At 34.5% G+C, this 22,997-nt stretch carries 10 protein-coding genes and 1 tRNA gene; 2 read left to right on the top strand and 9 right to left on the bottom strand.

Annotated features, from left to right (window positions below; translation table 11 throughout):
- Window positions 1-559 precede the first annotated feature (559 nt).
- Window positions 560-630 (top strand) — tRNA-Trp (locus AAGV28_RS13370).
- Between the two features lie 590 nt (window positions 631-1,220).
- Here AAGV28_RS13370 and AAGV28_RS13365 read toward each other — a convergent pair.
- The 8 genes from AAGV28_RS13365 to AAGV28_RS13330 form a co-directional block, all read right to left on the bottom strand.
- The gene (locus AAGV28_RS13365) at window positions 1,221-2,216 is read right to left on the bottom strand and encodes an alpha/beta hydrolase fold domain-containing protein (protein WP_373407254.1); all 996 of its coding nucleotides are present in this window, start codon (window positions 2,214-2,216) and stop codon (window positions 1,221-1,223) included.
- A gap of 198 nt (window positions 2,217-2,414) precedes the next feature.
- A complete protein-coding gene (pelA, locus tag AAGV28_RS13360; RefSeq protein WP_373407253.1) occupies window positions 2,415-3,977 on the bottom strand; it encodes a pectate lyase in 1,563 nt (520 codons plus the stop codon).
- A 135-nt stretch (window positions 3,978-4,112) separates the two neighbouring features.
- Entirely contained in the window at window positions 4,113-5,717 is a 1,605-nt protein-coding gene (locus tag AAGV28_RS13355) for a DUF5123 domain-containing protein (RefSeq protein WP_373407252.1), read from the bottom strand.
- Between the two features lie 92 nt (window positions 5,718-5,809).
- Complete coding sequence (locus AAGV28_RS13350; protein WP_373407251.1) at window positions 5,810-7,630, bottom strand: RagB/SusD family nutrient uptake outer membrane protein; 1,821 nt, start codon at window positions 7,628-7,630, stop codon at window positions 5,810-5,812.
- Between the two features lie 12 nt (window positions 7,631-7,642).
- Entirely contained in the window at window positions 7,643-11,179 is a 3,537-nt protein-coding gene (locus tag AAGV28_RS13345) for a TonB-dependent receptor (protein WP_373407250.1), read from the bottom strand.
- Window positions 11,180-11,345: 166 nt separating this feature from the next.
- A complete protein-coding gene (locus AAGV28_RS13340) occupies window positions 11,346-12,485 on the bottom strand; it encodes a FecR family protein (protein WP_373407249.1) in 1,140 nt (379 codons plus the stop codon).
- A 232-nt stretch (window positions 12,486-12,717) separates the two neighbouring features.
- Window positions 12,718-13,419, bottom strand: coding sequence for a hypothetical protein (locus tag AAGV28_RS13335; protein WP_373407248.1), 702 nt, complete (start codon window positions 13,417-13,419; stop codon window positions 12,718-12,720).
- The gene (locus tag AAGV28_RS13330) at window positions 13,416-20,690 is read right to left on the bottom strand and encodes a pectate lyase family protein (RefSeq protein WP_373407247.1); all 7,275 of its coding nucleotides are present in this window, start codon (window positions 20,688-20,690) and stop codon (window positions 13,416-13,418) included. The genes AAGV28_RS13335 and AAGV28_RS13330 overlap by 4 nt, the downstream gene beginning before the upstream one ends.
- A gap of 383 nt (window positions 20,691-21,073) precedes the next feature.
- Between AAGV28_RS13330 and AAGV28_RS13325 the strand changes: the two genes are divergently transcribed.
- Window positions 21,074-21,613, top strand: a complete 540-nt coding sequence (locus AAGV28_RS13325) for a sigma-70 family RNA polymerase sigma factor (protein WP_373407246.1) — start codon at window positions 21,074-21,076, stop codon at window positions 21,611-21,613.
- Window positions 21,614-21,632: 19 nt separating this feature from the next.
- On the opposite strand, the gene AAGV28_RS13320 is transcribed toward AAGV28_RS13325, so the two are convergent.
- A complete protein-coding gene (locus AAGV28_RS13320; protein ID WP_373407245.1) occupies window positions 21,633-22,991 on the bottom strand; it encodes a glycoside hydrolase family 28 protein in 1,359 nt (452 codons plus the stop codon).
- Window positions 22,992-22,997: the final 6 nt, after the last annotated feature.

Genomic DNA, 22,997 nt, shown 5'->3' with positions numbered 1-22,997 from the left:
CTCGGTGAATCCGGGCACTTCTCGCTTGGCTTGGTTAAGGAGTTTGTCTTCTCTTAACGCATCGGGATGCTTTTTTTTGTAGTCATAATTACAGATTTTTAATTATATTCGTAAGATAATTAAAAGTTTGGTAAATGCTACCGAAGGTTTAGTTCAACAGGCGTTTCAAGAAATTACGAAAAATGTGCAAAATTCATATTTTTCTTTCGCAATAATTTCTATCTTCAACAGAAAATATGCCGTTACGAAGTTCGCCACTTCATGAAGCGGCGGAACGTCAGGCTGTGAAAAAACCTCTTCAAATCTAGAAAGTATTCGGAGAGCTACCAAAGAAAAAACTCAAATATAAGATTCTCAAGAGGATGATTTTAGTTTTTTCACAGTCTGACGTTGACGGAAAAAATTTTCTAGAAATAAAAAAAGATTTCCGTGCAAGTATCTCCTAACCATTTCATTAAAAAACAGGAACAGAATTTATTGTTTATACTTGCTGCTGCTGTTAGTTTTTTCTATAAATAAGCCTATATTTGCGCCCTCAAGGCAGTTCGCTGCTTATGCTACGGGCGTAGTTCAAGGGTAGAATAGCGGTCTCCAAAACCGTTGATGGGGGTTCGAATCCCTCCGCCCGTGCAAACAGAAAATTTCAAAAAAAGCCGCAAGAAGAAATTCCTGCGGCTTTTTTTGTTTCATTTTATTATGTGAAGAACATTAGCAATGACATTTTTGCATCCCAATATTCAGCAAACTTGTCATTCCGTAGGAATCTCTATCTGCTATTCTGTACCAGTGAGGACTATGTTTATGGACATACTATTGGAGATTCCTACGGAATGACAATAATGAGGCTAAGCTTTGCGTAATATTGAAATCGTCTAGACTATCTGAACGTCATTTTATATTGCATAAAAAAAACAGCTCTAACTGAGGTTTTTTACTAAAATGGTTCTCGATACAAATTTTCTGAAAAAGCTATTCGCATTTTCTAAAAATTCACTCGAACTGACGGGAAAACTGCAACGTCATTTTATATTGTTCTTTTTAGAATAAAAAATCACAGCTCTAACTGAGGTTTTTCACTAAAATGGTTTTCGATACAAATTTTCTGAAAAAGCTATTCGCATTTTCTGAAAATTTACTCGAACTGACGGGGAAACTGCAACGTCATTTTATATTGCTTTTTTTTAGAATACAAAATGACACCAACGGGTTAAAACTACTATTTATTTCTTAAAAACTTTAGTCAAAAAACCATCGATATATTGAATAGTAGGTTCAAACCAAGGATTAAAAAGACAAAAAGTATGTGGCGAATTTTCGAATTCATGCACTTCAGAATAGATTCCGTTTTTATCCAAAACCTTTCTGTAATCGTCGCGTCCGGCGTGCATTCGGGCTACGGAACTATTGATAAATAATGTTGGCGGTGTATTCTCACTTACATAACTCAAAGGCGAAGCTGCTTCCCAAAGTTTTGGATTGTCTTTTTTCGAATAGCCAAACCAATAAGTAGCTGCCGAAATATTTTTGCTATCATCACCTTCGCCTCCTTCTGGATGCACAAAGGACAATGTTCCATCAATATCCACCACTGCATTTACTTGAGATTGCGAATTAGAATTGGTCACCACGCCTTCAAAGAGTGGCATATTGCCCGTTGTTCCCATAAATGCTGCCATTTCTCCACCAGCTGAAAATCCTAGCGCCACAATTTGATTGGGATCAACATTGTATTGATTGGCATTTTTTCGAATCCAACGAATAGCGGCTTTCACATCATAAATCGCTGCTGGAAAAAGCGCTTCGGTAGAAAGTCGGTATTCGGGAGTGAAACACACATAACCCAAACTTGCTAACTTTTGCGCCATCGGATGGTGTTGTTGTCTGCTTCCGGAACGCCAACCGCCACCGTGAATGATGATGATTGCTGTTTGTTTTTTCTTGACATTCTTATTATAAAAAACATCCAATTTCATTTTTCGTTTACCATAACTACAATAAACAACATTGTTTTTTTGTTTTACAAAATCAAAGTTCATTTCGGGAACCATCGTAGTATTAGGATGGTATTTCAATGTCTTTTTAAAAGCACTCGCTGTCGCAAAAGAAGTATCTCTAACCTGAGTTAAACCTTTTAGATATTGAGCGTTTAAAGACGTAACAAATCCAATGAGACAAAAAATAAATAGTGTTTTAAAATTGATGATATTATTTTTCATAAATCTGGTTCTTACAATGATTAGTTTAATTCCTTTATAAAAAATTATGAGTCGGTTTAAATTCATCAAAATTAATTCCCCCTATCCCTAAAGGGTGTAATTTTGATGAATTTTCAAGAAAATTTCCGCCCTTTAGGGACAGGGAAAAGAAAATTTATTTTTTTAAAATAAATTTAAACAGGCTCTAATTTTAATTATTTACAAACCGTGTTTAGCTTTCCAATTGGTGTACTCTGAACCAATTAAGGCATTAGGCCAACTGCCATACCAGGAATAATTCACTCTTCTTTCGTTTTCTATTTCGGCTAAAGTGGTTTTGGGAATTCCGTCACGACCGCTAAACAACGGTAAACTATTCGTCAAATCATAAAATCTGGCCCAGATTACATTACCAGGAGATGAAACCACAATAACATCCTGCCCTGTTGGTTGAGACGCATCAGTAATTTTTTCTGTTTTAATTCCTGTAATCTTAGCACCATTGAACCAATCAACGGCATCTTTTACCGCTTGTTTTACTGCTGTAGATGGTTGCTCCACCAGCATTAAAACACGTACAAGTCCCACAGATTCCGAACCGCTAAAAGAAGGTAACTCATACGATCTAGCCAATGCAGGCTGCAAAGTCACTTCGTCATGTTGTGCACACCAAACTGTTTTTTTTCCTTTGTAGGTTATTTGAGTTTGTAATATAATATCAATTCCTTTGTTAAAAGCTGTAGTTGCTTTGTCTTTGTAAGTTGAATTTATAAACTCTAAATTATTTTTGCCTTTAATGATATCCCACATTAGATTCATCACATTTGCAATGGCGTTATCGTTAAAAGTTATTTGATGTCTGTAACCACTTTTATCCGGATAATATTGTGGCCAACCGCCATTAGCATATTGCGCTAAAAACAGCCAATCAATTGCTTTTTCTGCAGCAGCTAAATAATTGGGATTCTGAGTTGTTTTGTAGTCGGCTAGTAACCATCGTAATTCGGTTACCACATGCCCATTATCAATGGTAGTATCTGTATTGTTTTTTGTAGCCAAGGCAGTGTTTTTTTGCTGCTCTGTTGGCACTAAATTGTAATCGCTTAAAGTAGCAATAGCTTTTCCCCATCCTCCATTATTTCGTTGCCATAGCAAGATACTTTCACCTCTTACAGTAGTTTGATATACGGTTGTAACTCCCGAAATAGTTATTTGAAGCTGAGCACTTTTTCCGCTTCCATCAGTAGTTGTTGCGGTTACAGTAACCGTACCATTGGTTTTTGGAGTTAGCAATCCCTCTGCATTAATTGTCGCTATCGTTTGATTTGAAGATGTCCAAGTAAGTGTTTTAGTAGTAGCATCTGCAGGAGCAATTTGGGTTGTTAATTGCAAGGGCTGACCGTTAGTAATTGTAGCGGCTGTAATAGCAACACTTACTACAAATACTGTTGGTGCCGTTATCCCCGAAACAGTATAGGTTTTATCTCCTTTAATTCCAGATCCATCTGTGGCTGTAGCAGTAACTTTTACAGTTCCGTTTTTTACTCCAGTTAAAAGTCCTGTTTCGGTAATTACAGCTGTTGATGGATCCGAAACACTCCAGCTTACTTCTTTGTTAGTTGCATTATTGGGAAGTATTGAAACTGAAAGCTGTTTGGGTGTAGCACTTAATGAACTATCATCATTAATGGTAATTGTTTTTACCTGTACTTCTTTCACTGTTTCGTCATTGGAACAAGAAGAAAGATTAAATACAAACAGTAGTATTAAAATATATTTCATAATTTAATTGATTTGGTTTTTTTGAAAAAAAAATAGTTTTGATAAAATGTAAGCTTTGATAAAATCTAAAACAATCGTATAAACAAAGAGGTATACACATGGCATACCTCTTTATTGAATTTAAAATATTAAAGATTACTTAATCCAACGAGGATCACCTACTATTCTATCTTTTAATGTTTGATTGCTAATGGTGAAATCTCCAGTTGCAGCATTTGTAAATCCTGGATCCAAAGTAGTTCCTGCTGCATCAACTTTATTATTAGTTATTGTAGCATCTTTAAAATTCGGAGAATTAAAATAGTTATTATCTGTAAAAGTAGGAATAGCTGTGTTTGCTTGATTGGAATAAATAGCAGGTGTATTGGCAAACAACGTTTTACGAACTGTTAATACATTATTTAGAAAACGAACGTATAAAATTCTATTTGTAGCTGTCATAGTACTATTATGAATGGTACAAGCATCAATTAACACTGTAGTAATTAAACCTGTATTCGACAAACCTGATGCCGCATCTATACGTACAAAATCTCGTGAAGTTGAACATTTATCAAAAGTACTGTTTTTAAGAGTAACATTAGCTACATACGTATTCCTGAAATCAATAAAATCAGCACCTATATTGGTATTTACATTGGTAATAATACTATTTTCAACGGTAAAAGAGTTAACTCTGGCGGCACTTACATTTGCACTAATTAAAGCACGGGTGTAATCATGAATGTTACAACCACTAATTAGAAAATCACCATAATTTGAAGTCGCTCCCGTAACAGAAATAACACTTGCATTGGTAATGTTTTCAAATAAACCACTAGTAGTATTATATACCCTTCCATCTAATTCCAAATCCAATAAGGAAACATTACTAGTTCCAGCATTAACTGTCACTTTATAGCGTAAAACAGGTTTAGTTTTTCCAGGAATTCCGCTAATAGTAATTGATTTCGCCAATATTATATCAGTATTTGGAGTTACTCCATCTGTCCCAAATGATTTGTATTCACCAGGCTCTAAAAATAATTTTGCTCCTGAATCAGCATTTGCAATAACAACTAATAAATCATCGGTACTTTTTACCAAAATACCATCTCCTATATCAATACCGGTCGTAAAAGTAACAACACCTCTTTTCTTTGTTCCATTATATATAACCGCCTGATAGGTTGTTTCCGGACTCAAACCTGTTAGCATAGCAATACCATTTGCTTTTTCTTCCGCTGTAATAGCATGCGTAATCCCTCCCGGAGTCAATACAATTGATGTTACATTACTACCAGCAACCCATCTTAATGTCGCTTCTTTAGATGCAATATCACCATCAATAATAGCCGTAAAAATTTGCTCCGAAAGTGTTGTTGCAGTAATAGTAGTCCATTTAGAATCTTCTAAACCATTTACTACAGCCTTAACTCGAATAGAATACACAGTTTCTCCTTCCATCTGTACTTTCAAAGGTAATTCAGAAGCACTCACTTCTAAGCTTCTCGCAATAGTCGTAAAATTGGGATCATCGGCACTAAACTCAACTACATAATGATCTACATTATCTCGTGGAGTCCAGTTTAACTCCACTGTAGTTTGTGTTCTAATAAATGCCTCAAGCTCTACAGGAGCAAAAGCTCTATTAACTTCCAACATATCTATTACATCTTCATTGTAACCCGTACAACTACTCATTAGCGACCCTATAACGAGTAAGGAAGCTAAAAATATTTTAATTATAAATTTTCTCATAACTTTTTATTTAATGTGTTTTGCAGCTAAAACCCAACCAAAACAATTGAAATATTTAAAATTGATAAAGTTTTAGCCACAAAATACCTTCTTTAGTTTACATTTGTGTTTTCGTATCCGTAATCATTCTTTAATTGACCATTACTACCACTAATAAACACTTGCCAAATAGGCCAAAACTGTTTTGTATTTGGATCGATAGTAGCATCATAAAGTGTGCTGATTTTAAGTGGTTCTAACTTAAGCCAAGATTTTGAAGTATAATCTGTACCTGGATTAGTAGTTTCTCCACGGTTTAATCCATAAATTTCCAATTTAACATTATCAGCAGCTGTTTTAAAATATAAAGTGGAAGGTACATCAGAATACTCTCCTGTACGAGCCTGTAGATTTGTCATTTTAACTTTAGCCTCATCTAATTTTGTTTTTAATAAATTCCAACGAATTAAGGCTTGCTTGCGTTCCATTTCTCCAGTAAACTCAAATTTATGTTCGTCAACAATAGCATTAAACATAGCTTCCTTAGAGGTTAAAGCGTTTACATAAGCATCCACCATAGTTGCATGAGATGCAGCAGGAAAGGCTCTTCTTCTAATTTCTTTTAAATATGGAGCGGCAGCTGAAGGCCCTTCTAATTCATTAGCCGCTTCGGCAGCTATTAAAATTACCTCAGCATAACGCATGTACAATTTATCTACTCCATCATCTTGTTGAGATGTGACACGTCGAGACATCCATTCGTAACGGTATTTACCAAAATACCAAGTATCTAAATCATTTAATTCTTGTTTTGCAACACCAATATTATCCGTTGGAGTTTTTACAGCAGCACCATACTTATACGGCACGCAGGTTACATCTCTTCGAGTATCTGCCTGCTTGTAATCATAAAAAACATAAGGCAAAGGCCCTGCTATTCCACCTCTATTATTACCATTCCCTTGAATTTGATCAATAGTAGTATGACGAACCGCAAAAGTAAACAACATACGACCACGACCATCAGCAAAAGGGATTTGCCATAAGGATTCGCCACCTGCAGTTAAATCTTCTTGATTGTATTTTTTCCATAAATTTTCAAAAGACGGCTCTAAACGTGCAGTACCACTATTGATAACATCTCTACACTCATCTAAAGCCAGTTTGTACATTTTGTCAACGGTAAGATCAGCATCATTACTTCTTCTTATTCCATCAGGATATTGTTGCAATCCACTAGCTGCCATTGCCAAACGCGCTCTCAATGCTTTTACAAAAGCCTTATTGATTCGGTGAACATTAGAAGTAGCTGCAGTTGCATTAGGCCAAGGCACTAAATCAGCTGCTTCACCTAAATCCTGAATCAGTTGCTTGTAAATCACATCACGGCTTGATTTAGGTATATATATCGTTTCCGTAGTTATCGGTTCAAAACGCGCTGGAATATCCCCCCAGGCTTTCAATAAATCAGCATAATAAACAGCTCTCAACGCTAAAGATTCTCCTAACAGATAACCCAGTTCGTTACCCGGCTGTGGACTACCATAGGTACGGATACCACGAATACATATATTTGCTCGTTCAATACCTGAATACATCATTGCCCAAGCATTGTTAGTAGTATTCATATTGGTATTATCCCATTTTGTATTGTAATTAACCAATTCCGTGTTTGCTCCTGCTGACTGAGAACTATTAAACCATTCAACATCTGTATTCAAACCATACCATGGCAGAAAACGTGATCGATAGGAATTAGTTTCTCCAAATGGGACTTTAATTCCATCTACCGCTCCTTTAGCCAAACCGGCATTAGAAAAGATAATCGACTCATCTAAAGTTGATTTTGCTGGAGCATCTAAAAAATCCTCTGAATTACACGAGCTTAAAAACCCAACTGTAATTATTGATATATATAAAAGTACTTTTTTCATTTTTTTTTATAATTAAAAATTAAGATTTAAACCTAAAGAGATTTGTCTACTTCTAGGGAATGCTGCAAAATCCACTCCTGGTGTAAGAGGTGTTCTTCTAATTGTTGAAGACTCTGGATCTAAACCTGAATATTTTGTAATAACAAATACATTATTGGCTGTAGCATAAAATCTTAATTTAGCAATACCATATTTAGAAAGCGCATCTGCCGGTAATGTATATCCTAATGAAAGCGTATTTAAACGCAAGAAAGAACCATCTTCTACAGCCCAATCACTGAACACATAATTTCTCATAAATGGAGACCACAAAGTTGTGTTAGCATTCAAAGCCTCTAATTCAGCTGGATCAGTAACAAATTCTCCTGCTGCATTCAAATTAGTCCATCTGTTATCAGAAGCCATTATAGTACTTAAATTTCTATACTGTGTGTTTTCTGTTGCTGTACTATATTCGATTTTATTAGCGTTGTAAACATCGTTACCAAAGCTATAGTTGAAAGCTGCAGTTAAATCAAAGCCATAGGCATTAGCATTTAAAACAAAACCTCCTGTATGTTTAGGGTTAGCATTTCCTATAATAGTTTGGTCTTTTGAATCAACAACTCCATCACCATTAATATCCTTCAATTTCATTACACCTGGAGCTAGTGTACCCATAAGTGTTGTATTAGGAGGAGCACCTACACCTGTTTTTAAAGTATAGCTTGATCCATTGTAATCAAAATCAGAAACTTCGTAACGTCCATCACTTTTATAACCATTCATTATTCCTAAAGGTTGTCCAACTCTTACTGCAAAATCATCTGCAAATGCTGTAGATGCCCAGTTTGTTGTCCAAAAGAAATCATTCATAACTCCTAATGAATTAATGCGGTTTTTATTCATCCCAATGTTCATAGAAAGACTCAAACCATAATTAGGTTTGTTAATAATATTAAGATTTAATGAAGCCTCAATACCCGTATTTTGCGTCTCTCCCATATTTCTATACTGGGTATCATAACCACTACCTGGGACATTGAAGTTGATTAATAAATCTTTGGTAACATTTTTATACGCTTCTAGACTACCACTAACTTTACCATTAAACAACTCATAATCCAAACCGAAGTTTTGAGTAACAGTTGTTTCCCATTTTAAGTCCGGATTAGGCATTATCTTTGATGGAGCCCAAAAACTGGAAACCCCCTCAATCCATGTTGTATTATTAGGATTAAACAATAAACTGGTTTGTCCAACAGGTATATTGTTATTTCCAGCCTGACCATAACTGGCTCTTAATTTCAACAATTTTAACCAAGAAGCATTTTTTAAGAATTCTTCTTCTGAAAGTTTCCAAGCCAAAGCAGCCGATGGGAAATAGCCCCAACGATTATTTCCTAAAAACTTACTAGAGCCATCAGCACGGTATGTTGCTGTAAATAAATAACGGTTTTTATAATCGTAATTTAAACGACCAAAAAACGACAATAATTTATCTTCTGGTGCATAAGTAGTTTGTGTAAACTGAGCCTGTCCTTGAGAAGAAAGATTTTTTGCACTTTCAAAATTAAAAAACAATGGAAAGGCGTGTATTTCACTAGATAATTCGGTACTATTAGTTCTAATTAATTCTTGACCTGCAAGTAATTTTAAGCTATGATTTTCTCCTAACAGCTTTTTGAAATCATAATTAGCTGTGTTAGCAATTCTAAATGTAACATTCTTTCTATCAGATAAAGCTAAGGCTGGTTGTCCTTGATTTTCTGCTGCTACCGAATTTCTAACATAAAAAGTAGAACGTCCATAAAAACGGTAATCTTGATTATAAAAATTATCTAAACCTAAATCAGAACCTAACTGTAATCCTGGTAATATTTTATAAGATATACCTCCTAAAACATTAAAGTTTTTTCTTAACTGTAGACGATCATTATCAGCAGCTGCAACAAACGGATGTACTAGAAAACTGGCATCTGCCTCGTCTGTATTATCTGAAGTCAAACCATCTAAAGGAATTGGAGCATAAGCTACACTATTACGCAAACGGGCATCAGCAGAAACGGATTTCGCATTTTGCTCATTTGTTCCCCCGCCTTTAATTTCAGTATCAGAATAACGTACTGTGAAAGACAAATCGATTTTCTCAGTAGCTTTGCTTTTTAAGGCCATAGATAAATTGTTTCTTTTATAATCCGATCCAATCATAATGGTTTTTTCATCAATATGGGCATAATTAAAATTAAAATTCATTTTATCAGTCCCACCACGAATACCTAAATCACGGCTTCTTGTTTCTCCTAAACGGCCGTAAACTTGTTTTTGCCAATCATTTCCTTTCATACCTGTGTAAAGGTCACGATCAGCCCATTGTCCAAAATATTGTTGATAAGAAGTATCATCATCTTCAAAGCGATACACATACTCATATTGTGATCTCGCATATTCCTCAGGGTTTAAAACATCAAAAGTATTAGCAACCTTTTTCAAACCATAAAAAGAATTATACGTTACAGAAATCTTACCATCTTTCCCTTTTTTAGTGGTTACAAGAATAACCCCATTAGCTCCTCTGGAACCATAAATTGCGGTAGAAGAAGCATCTTTTAAAACAGTAATACTTTCGATATCTGATGGAGCAATATCATTTAGATTAGCGATAGGAAAGCCATCTACAATAATCAATGGAGAAGCATCTTGCGTTAAGGAACCTCCACCTCTAATTCGGATATTTATTGCGGCATCCGGTGAACCTTCAGAAGAAGTAACCTGAACCCCAGCTATACGTCCAGTTAAAGTTTCGGCTACGTTAATCATATTAGTTTTTTTCAAATCATCACCTGCAACCGAAGCGACAGAACCTGTCAAATCGCCTTTTTTAGCTGTTCCATAACCTATAACCACGACTTCGTTTAATGTTGAACTTTCATCCTTTAAAACAATATTTAAGGTTTTATTTTGCCCAACTACTTTTGACAAAGTTTCATACCCTATAAATGAAAAGACCAATTCGCTATTTGGCCCACTTACACGCATCGAGAATTTTCCATCAAAATCGGTTTGGATACCATTTTTAGTTCCCTTTTCAATAATATTTACTCCTGGAATTGGCATTCCTTGTGCATCTTTTACTGTTCCAGTAATTTGATTCTCTTGATCGACTGTGGTTTTCACAACCATATTGATCCCTATTGGAGCTACTTGACTTTTATTTTTTACTAATAATATCTGACGATCATTTATAGTATACACTATATCAGTCCCTTTGAAAACTTTTTCTAGAATTTCAGCAATTTTCTTTTTCTCAACATTCACAGAAACTTTTCTGTCTAAATCAATCAAGCTGCTCTCAAATAAAAATCGATACTCTGAAACCGATTCAATTTTATTGAATAGTTGCTCTACAGAAGTATTGTTCACATTTAATGTCAACTTTGTATTTTGTGAATAAGTACTGGCTTGGATTCTTACCAAAGACAATATCAATAATAGCGTGGTTAGTTTCATCTTTAGACTAATTTTAGGCAAATACGGACTAAGCCATTTCCCTTTAATTATTTTTTTCATAATTTTGGTTTGGTTTTAAATGATTTAATTTCTATACGTCGTTTGAATCACATTACTAAATCGGGAAATACTGATCCTATTTTCCGATTTTTTTCTTGTATTTCTTTCTTAAAAAAAAATTACACTCTCATTTCATAAATTGTTTTTTAGTTAGTTAGTAAATTAGTTAGTTTATTTTTATAAGTTTCCCTTCTTTCTTGAAAGTGAAATCTTGAATTTTACTCATTGCTGTTAATACTTCTTCAATGCTTTCTATATTTTTATTAAAACTGGCATTGAACTTTTTATCCAAAAGCTCTTTTTTAGTATTCTCAATTGAAACATTATAAGAGCGTTCTAGTCTGATGATAATATCCTTAAAAGCTGCTTTTCTAAAAACCAGCTCCCCTGTCATCCATTCGGTATAGATTCGGGTATCTACTTTTTTAACCGCTATTGCTGCTTTTTGATTATTCCAAGTTCCTTTTTCACCTGGAACAAGCATAGTGTTGTTATTTGGCACTCCAACATTCGACAAACTAACTGATCCTTCCACCAATACTGTATTAATGTCGGCCTCTTCTTTGTACGAGCTCACGTTAAACTTTGTTCCTAATACTTTTACGTTCACTCCTCTTGTTTTAACTATAAAAGGATGTGTTTTGTCTTTAGTAACATTAAAAAAAGCTTCTCCTTCTAAAACAACTTCTCTATTGTGTCCTTTTATAAATTGAACAGGATATTTTAAAGACGAACCTGCATTCATATTCACTTCTGTACCGTCAGATAACGTGATTGCAAATGTTTTTCCATAAGGAATTTTGATTTCGTTGTAAACTAATTTATTCATCGAATTAGTTGAGCTGTAACTAATTTTATTTTCTTTTTGAGAAGCAACCACTCCTCCGTCTTTTTTTATGATTTGTTTTTCGCCATTAGGACTTAAAACCTGTATGTCTCCATTTTCTAAAACCAATTGAATCGCGTCATCAGGAATTACCATTTTAGAGGGTGTATCGGTTTTATATTGAAAAACGTAAACCATACTTAATAAACCCACAAAAATTGCAGCATATTGAAAAATATTTTTCCAATTTATTACAACAGTCTTTTTGTTTACAGTTATTTTTTCTTTTAATTCTTCCCAGTTTTTTTCAGCATCCATTGATTCGACATATAACAATGCCTCTTCAAGTAAGCCATTATTCTGAAGTTCTTTTATTAACTCTTGTTCTTCTAGAGTTAATAATTTTATTTTGGAAGAATTAACGCTTCCATCACTTACTATTTCCTTTAGGATATTAACCAAATTTGGATTTGATTTCATATAAATATTTGTATGTTAACTTAAAGTTAAAGAAAAATCAGTTTAGGGTGACAGTATTTTAAAAAAAAATTATTTTATTTTACATATAAAATAAAAATTACACCTTTTAATTACAAATTACCTTAAAAACAATCCGTTACATTCTATCAAGAAACTTTGTATATTATATAAAAAAACATAGCCTGAAAAGGTATCAGGCTATGTAATCTACAAAAAAAACTATTTCAAAAACTTAATTCACTGTAAAACTCACCACCTGAGAAAAGGAACTACTATTACCATCAAAAGTTTTTACTCTCCAATAATACACCCCACTAGTTACCGCAATACTAGCCTGCCTTTCTACAATGTTAGTCAAATTAGCTACTGGAATTTGTTTACCATCAACTTTATCTAGATAAACGGTGTATTTCAACTCGTTACTATCCGTATCAGATCCCATCCATTTTAAAGTAATTTTACCATCTACAGCCGTTACAATTTTATCTTGAATTGGCGCAATTAATTCTGCTGGAAACGGAGCATAATTTGTAACACTTTCTCCAGCAGATGCATAAAACTTCCAGACCAAACTGGTATTAATTTTTCTTGACGAACTATCAAATGATGATACTGTCCAAGAAAACGGAACATTTTTATCTAAAGTTAACTTATAAGAAGTAGTGTCAATACTATTCTTAATCAAAACTACTTTGTTCGTTTCTAGATTAGTTACTGTTAAAGTATAACTATCAGTATCAGTTGTAGGTTCCCAAGTCAAAGTCACCTCACATTTAGTACTTGATATTGAGGTACCTTCACAAGTAGAATTATCTAAGGGACTAGCTAAGTACAATTCCCCTAATTCAGGAGTCCTATTTTCATTATCCTCTTTAGTACAAGCAGTGTTTAGAACTACCAATGAAAGAATAAAATATATTAATGATTTTCTCATCTTTTTACAATTTTAAATGTTTTACTAATTGTTTTTCCTTCTAATTGAATTAGATAGATACCATCCCTAAAAGAAGACAATTCTAATTGAAAGTTTCTATTTTCAGCAACTGATTTTGTTGATTCTGATATTTTATTTCCTGTAAAGTCAAAAACTCTAACCTTAACTTCGTTATCCTCTCCGGCTAAATACACTTGAACAACCCCAGATGTTGGGTTTGGAAAATACTGAATCCCTTCTGACAAAAATATCGTTTCATTGAAAACTCCTTGACATTCTAAATCAGTACTTACAGAAATCGTATTCGTCCCCATTTTTAAAACAGCAGTATAATCATTCCCTGTAACCGTTTCATCTACCCCATTCAAAGTTACTGTATACTGGCTAGCACCACGCATAGTAAGCTTTACTGTATTTGAATTTTTAGAAACAAAAGAACTAATTACTATTTTTTCAGGTTCTTCAATTTTTACTTCATAACATTGTACATAGTTTGGAATACTTGCTGTAGAAAAGCAAATTTCATAAACTCCTGCTGCAAGATTACTTAATGTTTTAGTGTATTCGTTTTCAGAATTTAAAACATGATTATTGTTATTGATTTTAACATTATAAATCAAAGTTTTTTCTTTAGAAGAAACCGTAATCGCACCATTATTTATACCATTACAAGTAGCACTATTTACTAAAACAGAGAAATTGTCTGCTGGCAAGCTAACTATTGTTTCTAAATCTGGAATTGGATCCCATCCATCATTTCCTTTGGTAAAATTAAAAGTTGTAATAGCTGACCCATCTGTTAATACAGGAGTTGAAATCATCTTAGACCAACTTAGGCGATTTGATGAATTATCTACACCTGAAATCTCTATTGTTCCAAATTCATAAATATTATCCGAAGTATTTCCTAATGAGTTTGTCCATCCAGCTGGAGCAATTAATGACAAACCTTCCGAACCTGGAAAATTAGATGTTTCTATTTTAGTTTTATACAAAACAACCTCACTTGTATTTGCCGACCATGGACGTCCAAAATAACCTGGTTTTGCTCTATAAGTAGAAGCTGTTTCTACACCAGGCTCTGCCGAAGTAACTTTACATTCATACAACAAATAACCTCTACCTGCACTTTGTTGAGGAGCTGTTAAGTAAGAAGCGTCTCCAGCTACATCACTCACATTCATTACAAAATCTGTTTTATAAAATACTCCAATCATTCCTCCAAAGATATAATCAACAGCACCCATTACAGCTCCTTTGTAAACAACTACTCTGGAACCAACCCCTCCGAAGAAAGAATCTTGACGTCCCACAACTCTACAGTTTTTCAAAACGGTCTTATCAACACCATTTGGAATACCAATAGCAGCAGCTCTTTCAACAAAACTCCTGTTTTGAACAGCCGTATTACCAAAATCAGTAGGTCTTTGTCCTTTGTTTCCAACAGTCCACATCACCACTTTATCCTGAGATTCTTTTTTGGAAACGTATTGATTAAAAGAGTTCTCAAAAATGATATCATTAGCCTCAAAACCGTTAGCAGCAATTACTGCTGTTGCGTTCCAATAAGATCCATTTGTAGTACCACTAACATTTTCATATTTATAACTATTATTTGCTTTATTGATTGCTAAAACTTCAGCATTCCATTTATTATCATTTCCTTGACTATAATAACTATATCCATAACCATAATAAGAAGTAATACGAACTGCATTAGCATCAATATCTACTCCTTTATTTTTAAGAGCAATACTTGGCTTAGATGCAGCATTTTTAAAAGTAACATTAGCACTATTTACCACAATCATTTCTTCATAATTTCCTGGGTCTATAACCACCGTTACTCTTTGATTAGTAGAACGAACCATTTTAGTAATAGCTTTTAATGCCTCGTTAATAGTTTGATAATCTTTGTCGGTTCCTACAGTAATTACAGCAGTGTAAGGCACAATTAGATCGACATTAATATCCGTAAAATAGGTAGTTCCATTCACTGTAATTAAAACATTCCCCGGAGTAGTTCCTGTATAAACATAGTCAACCTTCTCAAAAAGCCCTGTACTATTACTATTAGTTGTAACTGCCGCGCCTCCTTGTATAGAAAAATTAGCCGCATAATAATAAGTAACCGTCACTTTTTGATTTGGTAACACTGGAACACTTATAGTAGAACCGGCTCCTACATTTAGATGACCTTTAGCGATTTCGTTAGCTACAGCACCTGTAAAAAGCATTCCTTTGTAACTAGTTGTCCCATTAGAAATAACTTTATCATCAAAAGACCAATTAGTTACTGGTTTAAATGTCAACACTTTCGAAATAGCTGCATTAGAAACACTCAAATTAGAAGTTGAAGCCAACTCAACTGGATACTCATCTAATCCCGAAGCTGCTATCGAATAAACTCCGTTACGTAAATTGATGTTATTAATATCCGTAAACGTATAACTCACTCCCGTTTCGTTTAGATTAGTAAATTTCAAACCTAATTTAGCTAACTGAACTTCATTTAATGAAGGTGATGTGATAGTAACTTTATATTGAGGTTTCAAAGTAAATACAACATTGGCAGTAGTATTTGCAGAAACAGTTATGGTATTAACTAAAATCTCGTATTCATTAACCGCAATTCCTGAAACAGTATATTGAACTCCAGACTCTAATTTCACTGAGTATTGCCCTGTAGTAGTATTAACAACAGCTGCTGGTACATAAGTACTATTTGATGCTGGATTCGAAGTGTATTTCAAACTTAAATTAGACATAGCTACCCCTAAACCTGTTACGTTTCCTGTTACGGTGTACAAAGTTATTTTAGTAATAGCAATATCGTGAACATTTGCCTCTAAAGCCACTGTATAGATATCTCCACTAGTGATTAAATATCCATTAGCACTTCCTACACTTAATGTATAAGTATAATTTGCTGGCAACATTACGTTATATTTTCCATTAGCAACCACAGCACTCCAAGTTTTCCCTGCCTCATTTGTAAAATCAACAGTATATCCTGAAGGAATATCGACAGCATTAGCCACATCAATAGCACCAGAAACAGCAACAAGAGCAGCTGGTTTTCTAATGATACGATAATAACTCGGCTTATTTACTTGGTCATAAATCTTATAAACCCCTGTTTTCTTAGCCACAAATTTATACTCGGTAGTAGTTGTGGTTGTTGCAGCTAAGTCCGACTGTACCAATGGGTCAGCAAGATATACAAAGTTCAACATTCCTGCAGCATCCGAATTAGCAATCACTGTTAACTCATCATTCTCGTTAAGATTAAAACTCAAATAACGTCCAGCCTGAGCAGAGCCATTTATATAAATCCTTCCAGTATAACCAACCGTTGCTCCTGGCCCTACGTTACTATCGTATCGAGTAAGTGCCGTGTTATTAGTTCTAAGACGGTCGTTTGAACCTCCAACCCAAGATAAATCGCCAGCTGTAAACAAAGCAGGCATTACATAACTTGTACTAGCGGTACCCACTACATAAGCCGAAGGATACCAAGCATTTATTGCTGCAGCATCTAATTTATTATTATACAGAGTAGCGTCCAATTGTTGTGCTCCAAAATCCCAAACATCTGGTTTTTCATTTAGCACCACCGCTGCTGAAACTGTCAAAGTTGCCGAAACACTTCCCGCAGCATAGCTAGATGTAGCCGCTTGATTTGCTGTAATGGTTGTTGTTCCTTCTCCTACAACAGTTACCGTAATTCCACTTATTGTAGCAACACTAGTATCACTGCTGGTATAGCTAAATACTCCATCACTATTTGTTGTTGGAGCAGTTAAAGTAAATGACTGATCACCTACAACTTTATTAGCAACAGTAAAATTAGAAATGGTAGGTACAGGATTAGTAACCGCAACCGTCAATGTTGCCGAAATATTTCCCGCAGCATAAGTTGATGTAGCCGCTTGATTTGCTGTAATTGTTGTTGTCCCTGCCCCTACAATAGTTACCGTATTTCCGCTTATTGTAGCAACATTTGTATCACTACTGCTATAGCTAATTACTCCGTCACTATTAGTTGCTGGAGCAACCAAAGCAAAAGGCCCATCTCCTACTTTCTTATCAGCTACTACAAAATTAGAAATGGTTGGAACCGTCAAAGGCACAGTTGCCGTTGCCGGCTTTCTAGAAATTCTATAGAAACTCAACTTACCATTTGCTGAATATATTTTAAAACTACTAGTATTTTTAGCAACAAACACTGCTTGAGTTGTTGTTGCATCAACAGCTGTTACACTTACTTCATCACTTTGTAATGATGGATCATTTTCATTTACAAATTTCAAGATTCCACCTGCAGCATCTGCTCTCGCAATAATAGTAACTTCATCATCCTTATCTAATGCTATTCGCATAAATCTATTGGTAGGAACTCCCGAAGAAAGAGCAGGTGTTCCATTGCAATACACTCTTCCATTATAATCTGTTACACCAGCAACATTTACATCAAAACGAGTCAGATTTGTATTTACAGTTCTTAACCTATCACTAGTATTTCCAACCCATGTTAAACCACCTACTGTAAAACTAACAGGCATTGTAGTAGCAGTAGTTCCTGGAATAATTGTACTAGAATACCATCCATTTATAGTAGTTTCGTCTAGCTTATTATTATACAGAGTAGCATCCAATTGTTGTGCTCCAAAATCCCAAACATCTGGTTTTTCATTTACCACCGCTGCTGAAACCGTCAATGTTGCCGAAATACTTCCCGCATCATACGTTGAAGTAACCGCTTGATTTGCTGTAATGGTTGTTGTTCCTGCTCCCACAATAGTTACCGTACTTCCGCTTATTGTAGCAACATTTGTATCACTACTACTATAGCTAAATATTCCATCACTATTTGTTGTAGGAGCAGTTAAAGTAAATGACTGATCACCTACAACTTTATTAGCAACAGTAAAATTAGAAATTATTGGAATTATTAATTCTGGTGTATCATACACCGTTTTTATATAGAATAAATTAGCGGTATCTCCTTTAGTTATTGAATAAGCCGCAGCAGGAAGCGAAGGAATAACAACAATACCTGCAGTCGCCGTATAAGAGACACCATTGAGTTTAACTTTTCCAGTAAATGCATTATCGAAAACCAAGGTTAATGTTGATACAGCGGTTGTGGTATAATTAATTACAGTAGCAGATTCAATTTTTATACGTGCCGTAAGTGACAAACCATCATAAGTTTGAGTACCCGCAGTAGAATTCATATTTCCTGTTATCGCATAGAAAGTACTAGTTTTTCCCGAAACTGTAAAATTATGTATCTCACTGCCCGTTGGAGCACCAGGAGTTACTACTGTGATTGTTCCTGAGCCAGTAGCTGGAATTCCAACAGTTCCTACAGTAGCAATAGAATAAGTCACATTTGCAGTAGGAGTACCTGAAATAGTAATGGTTTTAGCAGTAGCATCTTTTACAAATGTGATTCCTGATACTGGTAATCCAGTTACAGTAGCATCGGTTGCATCGCCTCCCCAAGTGAATACTATTGTTCCAATTGCAGTACCACTGACCACACTTTGATTATTATTTGTTGTGGACGTTAGCGTTTGGCTAGAAATTGCCGCAGCACTTTCACCTTGTACAGCAACCAATGTAGTTGTATAATTAGTAATAGCCGCTTTTAATGGAGCAATTACTGCATAGGAAGTATCATCAACATTATTATTAAAAGTCCATTGAAAATCACCCCCTCCTACACGACCTGCGTATTGCATAATTTTTGCTTTAGCCACCTCTGGTGAATCCGGAATTAAGGTATTGACATACAATGCTGGATCGGTATCAAAATTGTTGTACATATTAGCACCAGCAAATGATTTTACAGCATTAGGCACATTCTCACCTCTGGTAGTTGCTAAATAAGCATCAAAATCTATAGTAGAACTAATTTTCCCTGCAATATTATATAAAGGATTAGGATCTGCGTAAGCCACAAATCGCATACTATTTGTAGCAATATCCGCATCAAAAGTATTATTAAAAGCTTTAATTATTCCTCCGTCTTCGCCTGAAAAAGTCCCAACGTTTCCTGGGTCATTGGCTTGCTTAGCACTGCTCCAAACATCTGTTCCTTGCATAGAAATCATCATAGGACGTTTAGAATTTCTAAAATAATTATTTTCTATAAATAATGAAGACCCCATAGTAGAGCCTGCTCCATATTTTGAAACCCCATCATAATAATTATTATAAATGTGAGCTGAATAAAAACGTACACGCGGATGACGAGAATCTGAATGATCAAACCAGTTGTGATGATAAGTAACGTACAATCCTTGAGTAGTATTTTCACTCAAACCTAAAAGACTACATTTTCCGCTATCCCAAAAATGATTGTACGAGAATGTACAATAAGTTGAACCCTTATTATCTAATGCACCATCACCTTTTATTTGATCGGCATCACTTCCTGCATTACCATAGAACATTTCGTTGTTATGTACCCAAACATGGTCATTATCTTGTTGTAATCCAAAATCATCACCAGCTGTACTATTTACATTCATTGTGGCTAGATTTCTTACTTCTATGTTGGATGCCGATTTCAATCGTACTCCCCAACCATTACAAACTGCATCGTTCCCTACACCTTCAAAGGTTATAGAACTAGCAGCGTTATTTTTATTTTCAATTACAATATCACCACCCTCCATGACATCCATATCCGTAATATTACCTATCAATCGAACAATCAAAGGACGTGTATCAAGGCCTTTCTTAAATCCGTATAAAATATTCTGTATCCCTATGCATGGATTCGAATTAGCACCAGTTACTGTCAACGATACTGTGTTTTTTGTATTTTGAGTCACATAGACTATGACAGCATTAGATTTTGGAGTACCATCCATTTTATATGCACCTGGTATACGTCCGCCTTGAAATGCAAATCCATTTCGATCATGTGCTATAACGGTTAAGCTTTGTGTGGTAGTTGCAGCAGTTTCAACTCCATCAATAACAGCTTTGACGGCAACTGTGTAGGTTCCAGCAGCAAGTCCAATAACATCGGCGCGAAAATAAGTACCATAACTACGAATTAGCTGTGTATCTATTTTTTGATTCGTAATGCCATTACCACTATAGTACACATTATAACTCTGTGCACCTGAGACTGGTTGCCATTTTACATAAGCAGACTCTAACCAGCCCGCAGATTCGGTAATAGCTACTGTTTGCGAGTACATCTGTAATGTGGCCAATAAGATGGCCAAGTAAAGTAAAAATTTTTTCATAATTTTGGTTGGTTTTAAATAATTCAATTTCGATAAGTTGTTTGAAACACATTACTAAATCGAGAAATACTGGTACTATTTCTCGATTTTTTTTAGAAAATATTTCATTTAAATAAGTCTCATTTCGTAAATTAAATGGTTAATAAATTAATCCGTTTTTAAGATTCCGCGCTTTAGAAAAGACAAATTATAGTTTGACATGGTGTAAATCAAAGTCTGTCTATTTGCTATATGTTAAATATTTGTTATTAAAAAAAACTTTTAGGGTGACAGTATTTTTAATTATTTTTTAATTATTTTTACATATAATGAAAAAAAATTATCTTTTTATTTTATATTTGACGTAGTGTAATCCATTACAAACGTAATAATCCTATTTAAAAATGTCAAACCACAAAGATTTAAAAATATTTGAAGGTTTATATAAAGACCATTTTGCCTTTTTATCTTTAGTTTCTTTTAACATAACTAAGGATAAAGATGCGGCAAAAGATGTTGTTCAGGATTTTTTTATTTACTTATGGGAAAAAGAAGAGGCGATAAATTTTACAATTTCGTTTAAAGCCTATGCTGCTAGAGCAGTAAAGAATTTAAGTCTTCAACATTTAGAGAAAAACAAAACAATCAGTTTAGAGAACAACAAAAAAGTGCTGCCAAAACTGGAAGAACAAGCTGTTTTTGAAAAAACAGATGAAACTACACAACCTAAAATACTTACTTTAGTTGAGAGAATTCCTCAAGCAAGAAGAGAAATTTTCATGTCGCACATAGTAGAGGGACACAGTTATGCAGAAATTGCAGAAATGTATAATATTTCTATCAATACGGTAAAAACACAAATGAAAAGAGCTTATGCTTTTTTAAGAGAATTCGAAAAAACCAGTGCTTTAATTGCAATATTTTTTTACTTGTTTAGAAATTAATTTCTCAGGAAACTTAGGCTTATTTCACTGAGCTGGGCACGCCAATTTTATCTCCAATAATAATTTCGTTTACACTAATATTTTGAGTATTCGTCAAAGTCATTCCGTTTTTAGCTGACTTTACAGTGATTTTATCTAAAACTATATTTTCGACTTTCTTTTCTGGAAAACCTTCAATAACAATAGCCGCATTGGAAGCCGACTCACAACTTACATTAGAAATTGAAATATCTGAAATTTTAGAAGGATATAATCCACCACCTTCTCCGTGGTAATTGGCGGTCATATAAATACAATCTTCTACCTGACCTAAAGCAATATTTGAAAAATACAAATCCTTGACATAACCACCACGATCTGAATTGGTTTTGATGTAAATACCTCTTTTCAAATAACCGCTTGCTTTACAATTATCAACAAATACATTTCGAACACCAGCAGACATTTCACTACCTATAACAACAGCGTGCAATCCTTTGAATTCGCAATTTCGAATCACAATATTTTCCGACGGACTATTGGAATTGGCACGGCCTTCATGGTCACGTCCAGCTTTTATTGCCACATTATCATCAGCATTATTAAACTTAATATTTTCTATTAAAATATCGCTCGAATATTCTGGATCAATTCCGTCATTATTGTTATTATGAGCATCATATTTTAATCCGCGAAGGGTAATACTTTTCGATTTTAATAAATGCACACACCAAAATGGAGCATCTTCAATAGTAACGCCTTCCATTAAAATGTTTTTAGAATTTAAAAACTGAATCATTTGCGGTCTTAGAAAATGCCCTTTTCCAAAAACACGTTCTTTTAACGGAACATTATTATGATTCATTTCCCGGCTTAAAAGCTTGTCTTTTTCTTCAAGCGGTTTCCATTTAATCCAAGTGTTTTTAGCTTCACCATCAATGGCACCTGTTCCGGTTATAGCCACATTTTCGACATTATTTGCATAAATCAACGGACTGTAATTGTACAACATGGTTCCTTCCCAACTGGTTAAAACCAATGGATAATCCTCAGGATTAGAACCAAAACGTATTTTTGCTCCTGCTTCCAGATGCATATTCACATTACTAACAAAATGGATCGGCCCATTAATAGTATAAACTCCTTTAGGAACTACAATAGTTCCTCCTTTCTTTTTACCACAGGCTTTCATAGCCTTATCAAAAGCCGATTTACAATTGGTTACCGAATCCCCTTTGGCTCCAAATTGAGTCACCGTAACCTTATAATTTGGAAAAACAGGCAACTGTATGCGATTGACAATTCTTTCTATTTCAACCGTTTTATCCACAATTTTAGTTTGGGAACATAAAACATTGAAACACAACAAAAGGACGAAATAAAAAGAATTGTTTTTCATAATAAT

This window comes from Flavobacterium zubiriense (assembly GCF_041729725.1).
In the GTDB taxonomy this organism is placed as follows: Bacteria; Bacteroidota; Bacteroidia; order Flavobacteriales; family Flavobacteriaceae; genus Flavobacterium; species Flavobacterium zubiriense.
This window is presented reverse-complemented; position numbering and strand designations above follow the sequence as displayed.

Coding starts and splice junctions, on each gene's coding strand:
- AAGV28_RS13365 (WP_373407254.1), bottom strand. CDS start 2,216: ATGAAAAATAATATCATCAATTTTAAAACACTATTTATTTTTTGTCTC.
- pelA (WP_373407253.1), bottom strand. CDS start 3,977: ATGAAATATATTTTAATACTACTGTTTGTATTTAATCTTTCTTCTTGT.
- AAGV28_RS13355 (WP_373407252.1), bottom strand. CDS start 5,717: ATGAGAAAATTTATAATTAAAATATTTTTAGCTTCCTTACTCGTTATA.
- AAGV28_RS13350 (WP_373407251.1), bottom strand. CDS start 7,630: ATGAAAAAAGTACTTTTATATATATCAATAATTACAGTTGGGTTTTTA.
- AAGV28_RS13345 (WP_373407250.1), bottom strand. CDS start 11,179: ATGAAAAAAATAATTAAAGGGAAATGGCTTAGTCCGTATTTGCCTAAA.
- AAGV28_RS13340 (WP_373407249.1), bottom strand. CDS start 12,485: ATGAAATCAAATCCAAATTTGGTTAATATCCTAAAGGAAATAGTAAGT.
- AAGV28_RS13335 (WP_373407248.1), bottom strand. CDS start 13,419: ATGAGAAAATCATTAATATATTTTATTCTTTCATTGGTAGTTCTAAAC.
- AAGV28_RS13330 (WP_373407247.1), bottom strand. CDS start 20,690: ATGAAAAAATTTTTACTTTACTTGGCCATCTTATTGGCCACATTACAG.
- AAGV28_RS13325 (WP_373407246.1), top strand. CDS start 21,074: ATGTCAAACCACAAAGATTTAAAAATATTTGAAGGTTTATATAAAGAC.
- AAGV28_RS13320 (WP_373407245.1), bottom strand. CDS start 22,991: ATGAAAAACAATTCTTTTTATTTCGTCCTTTTGTTGTGTTTCAATGTT.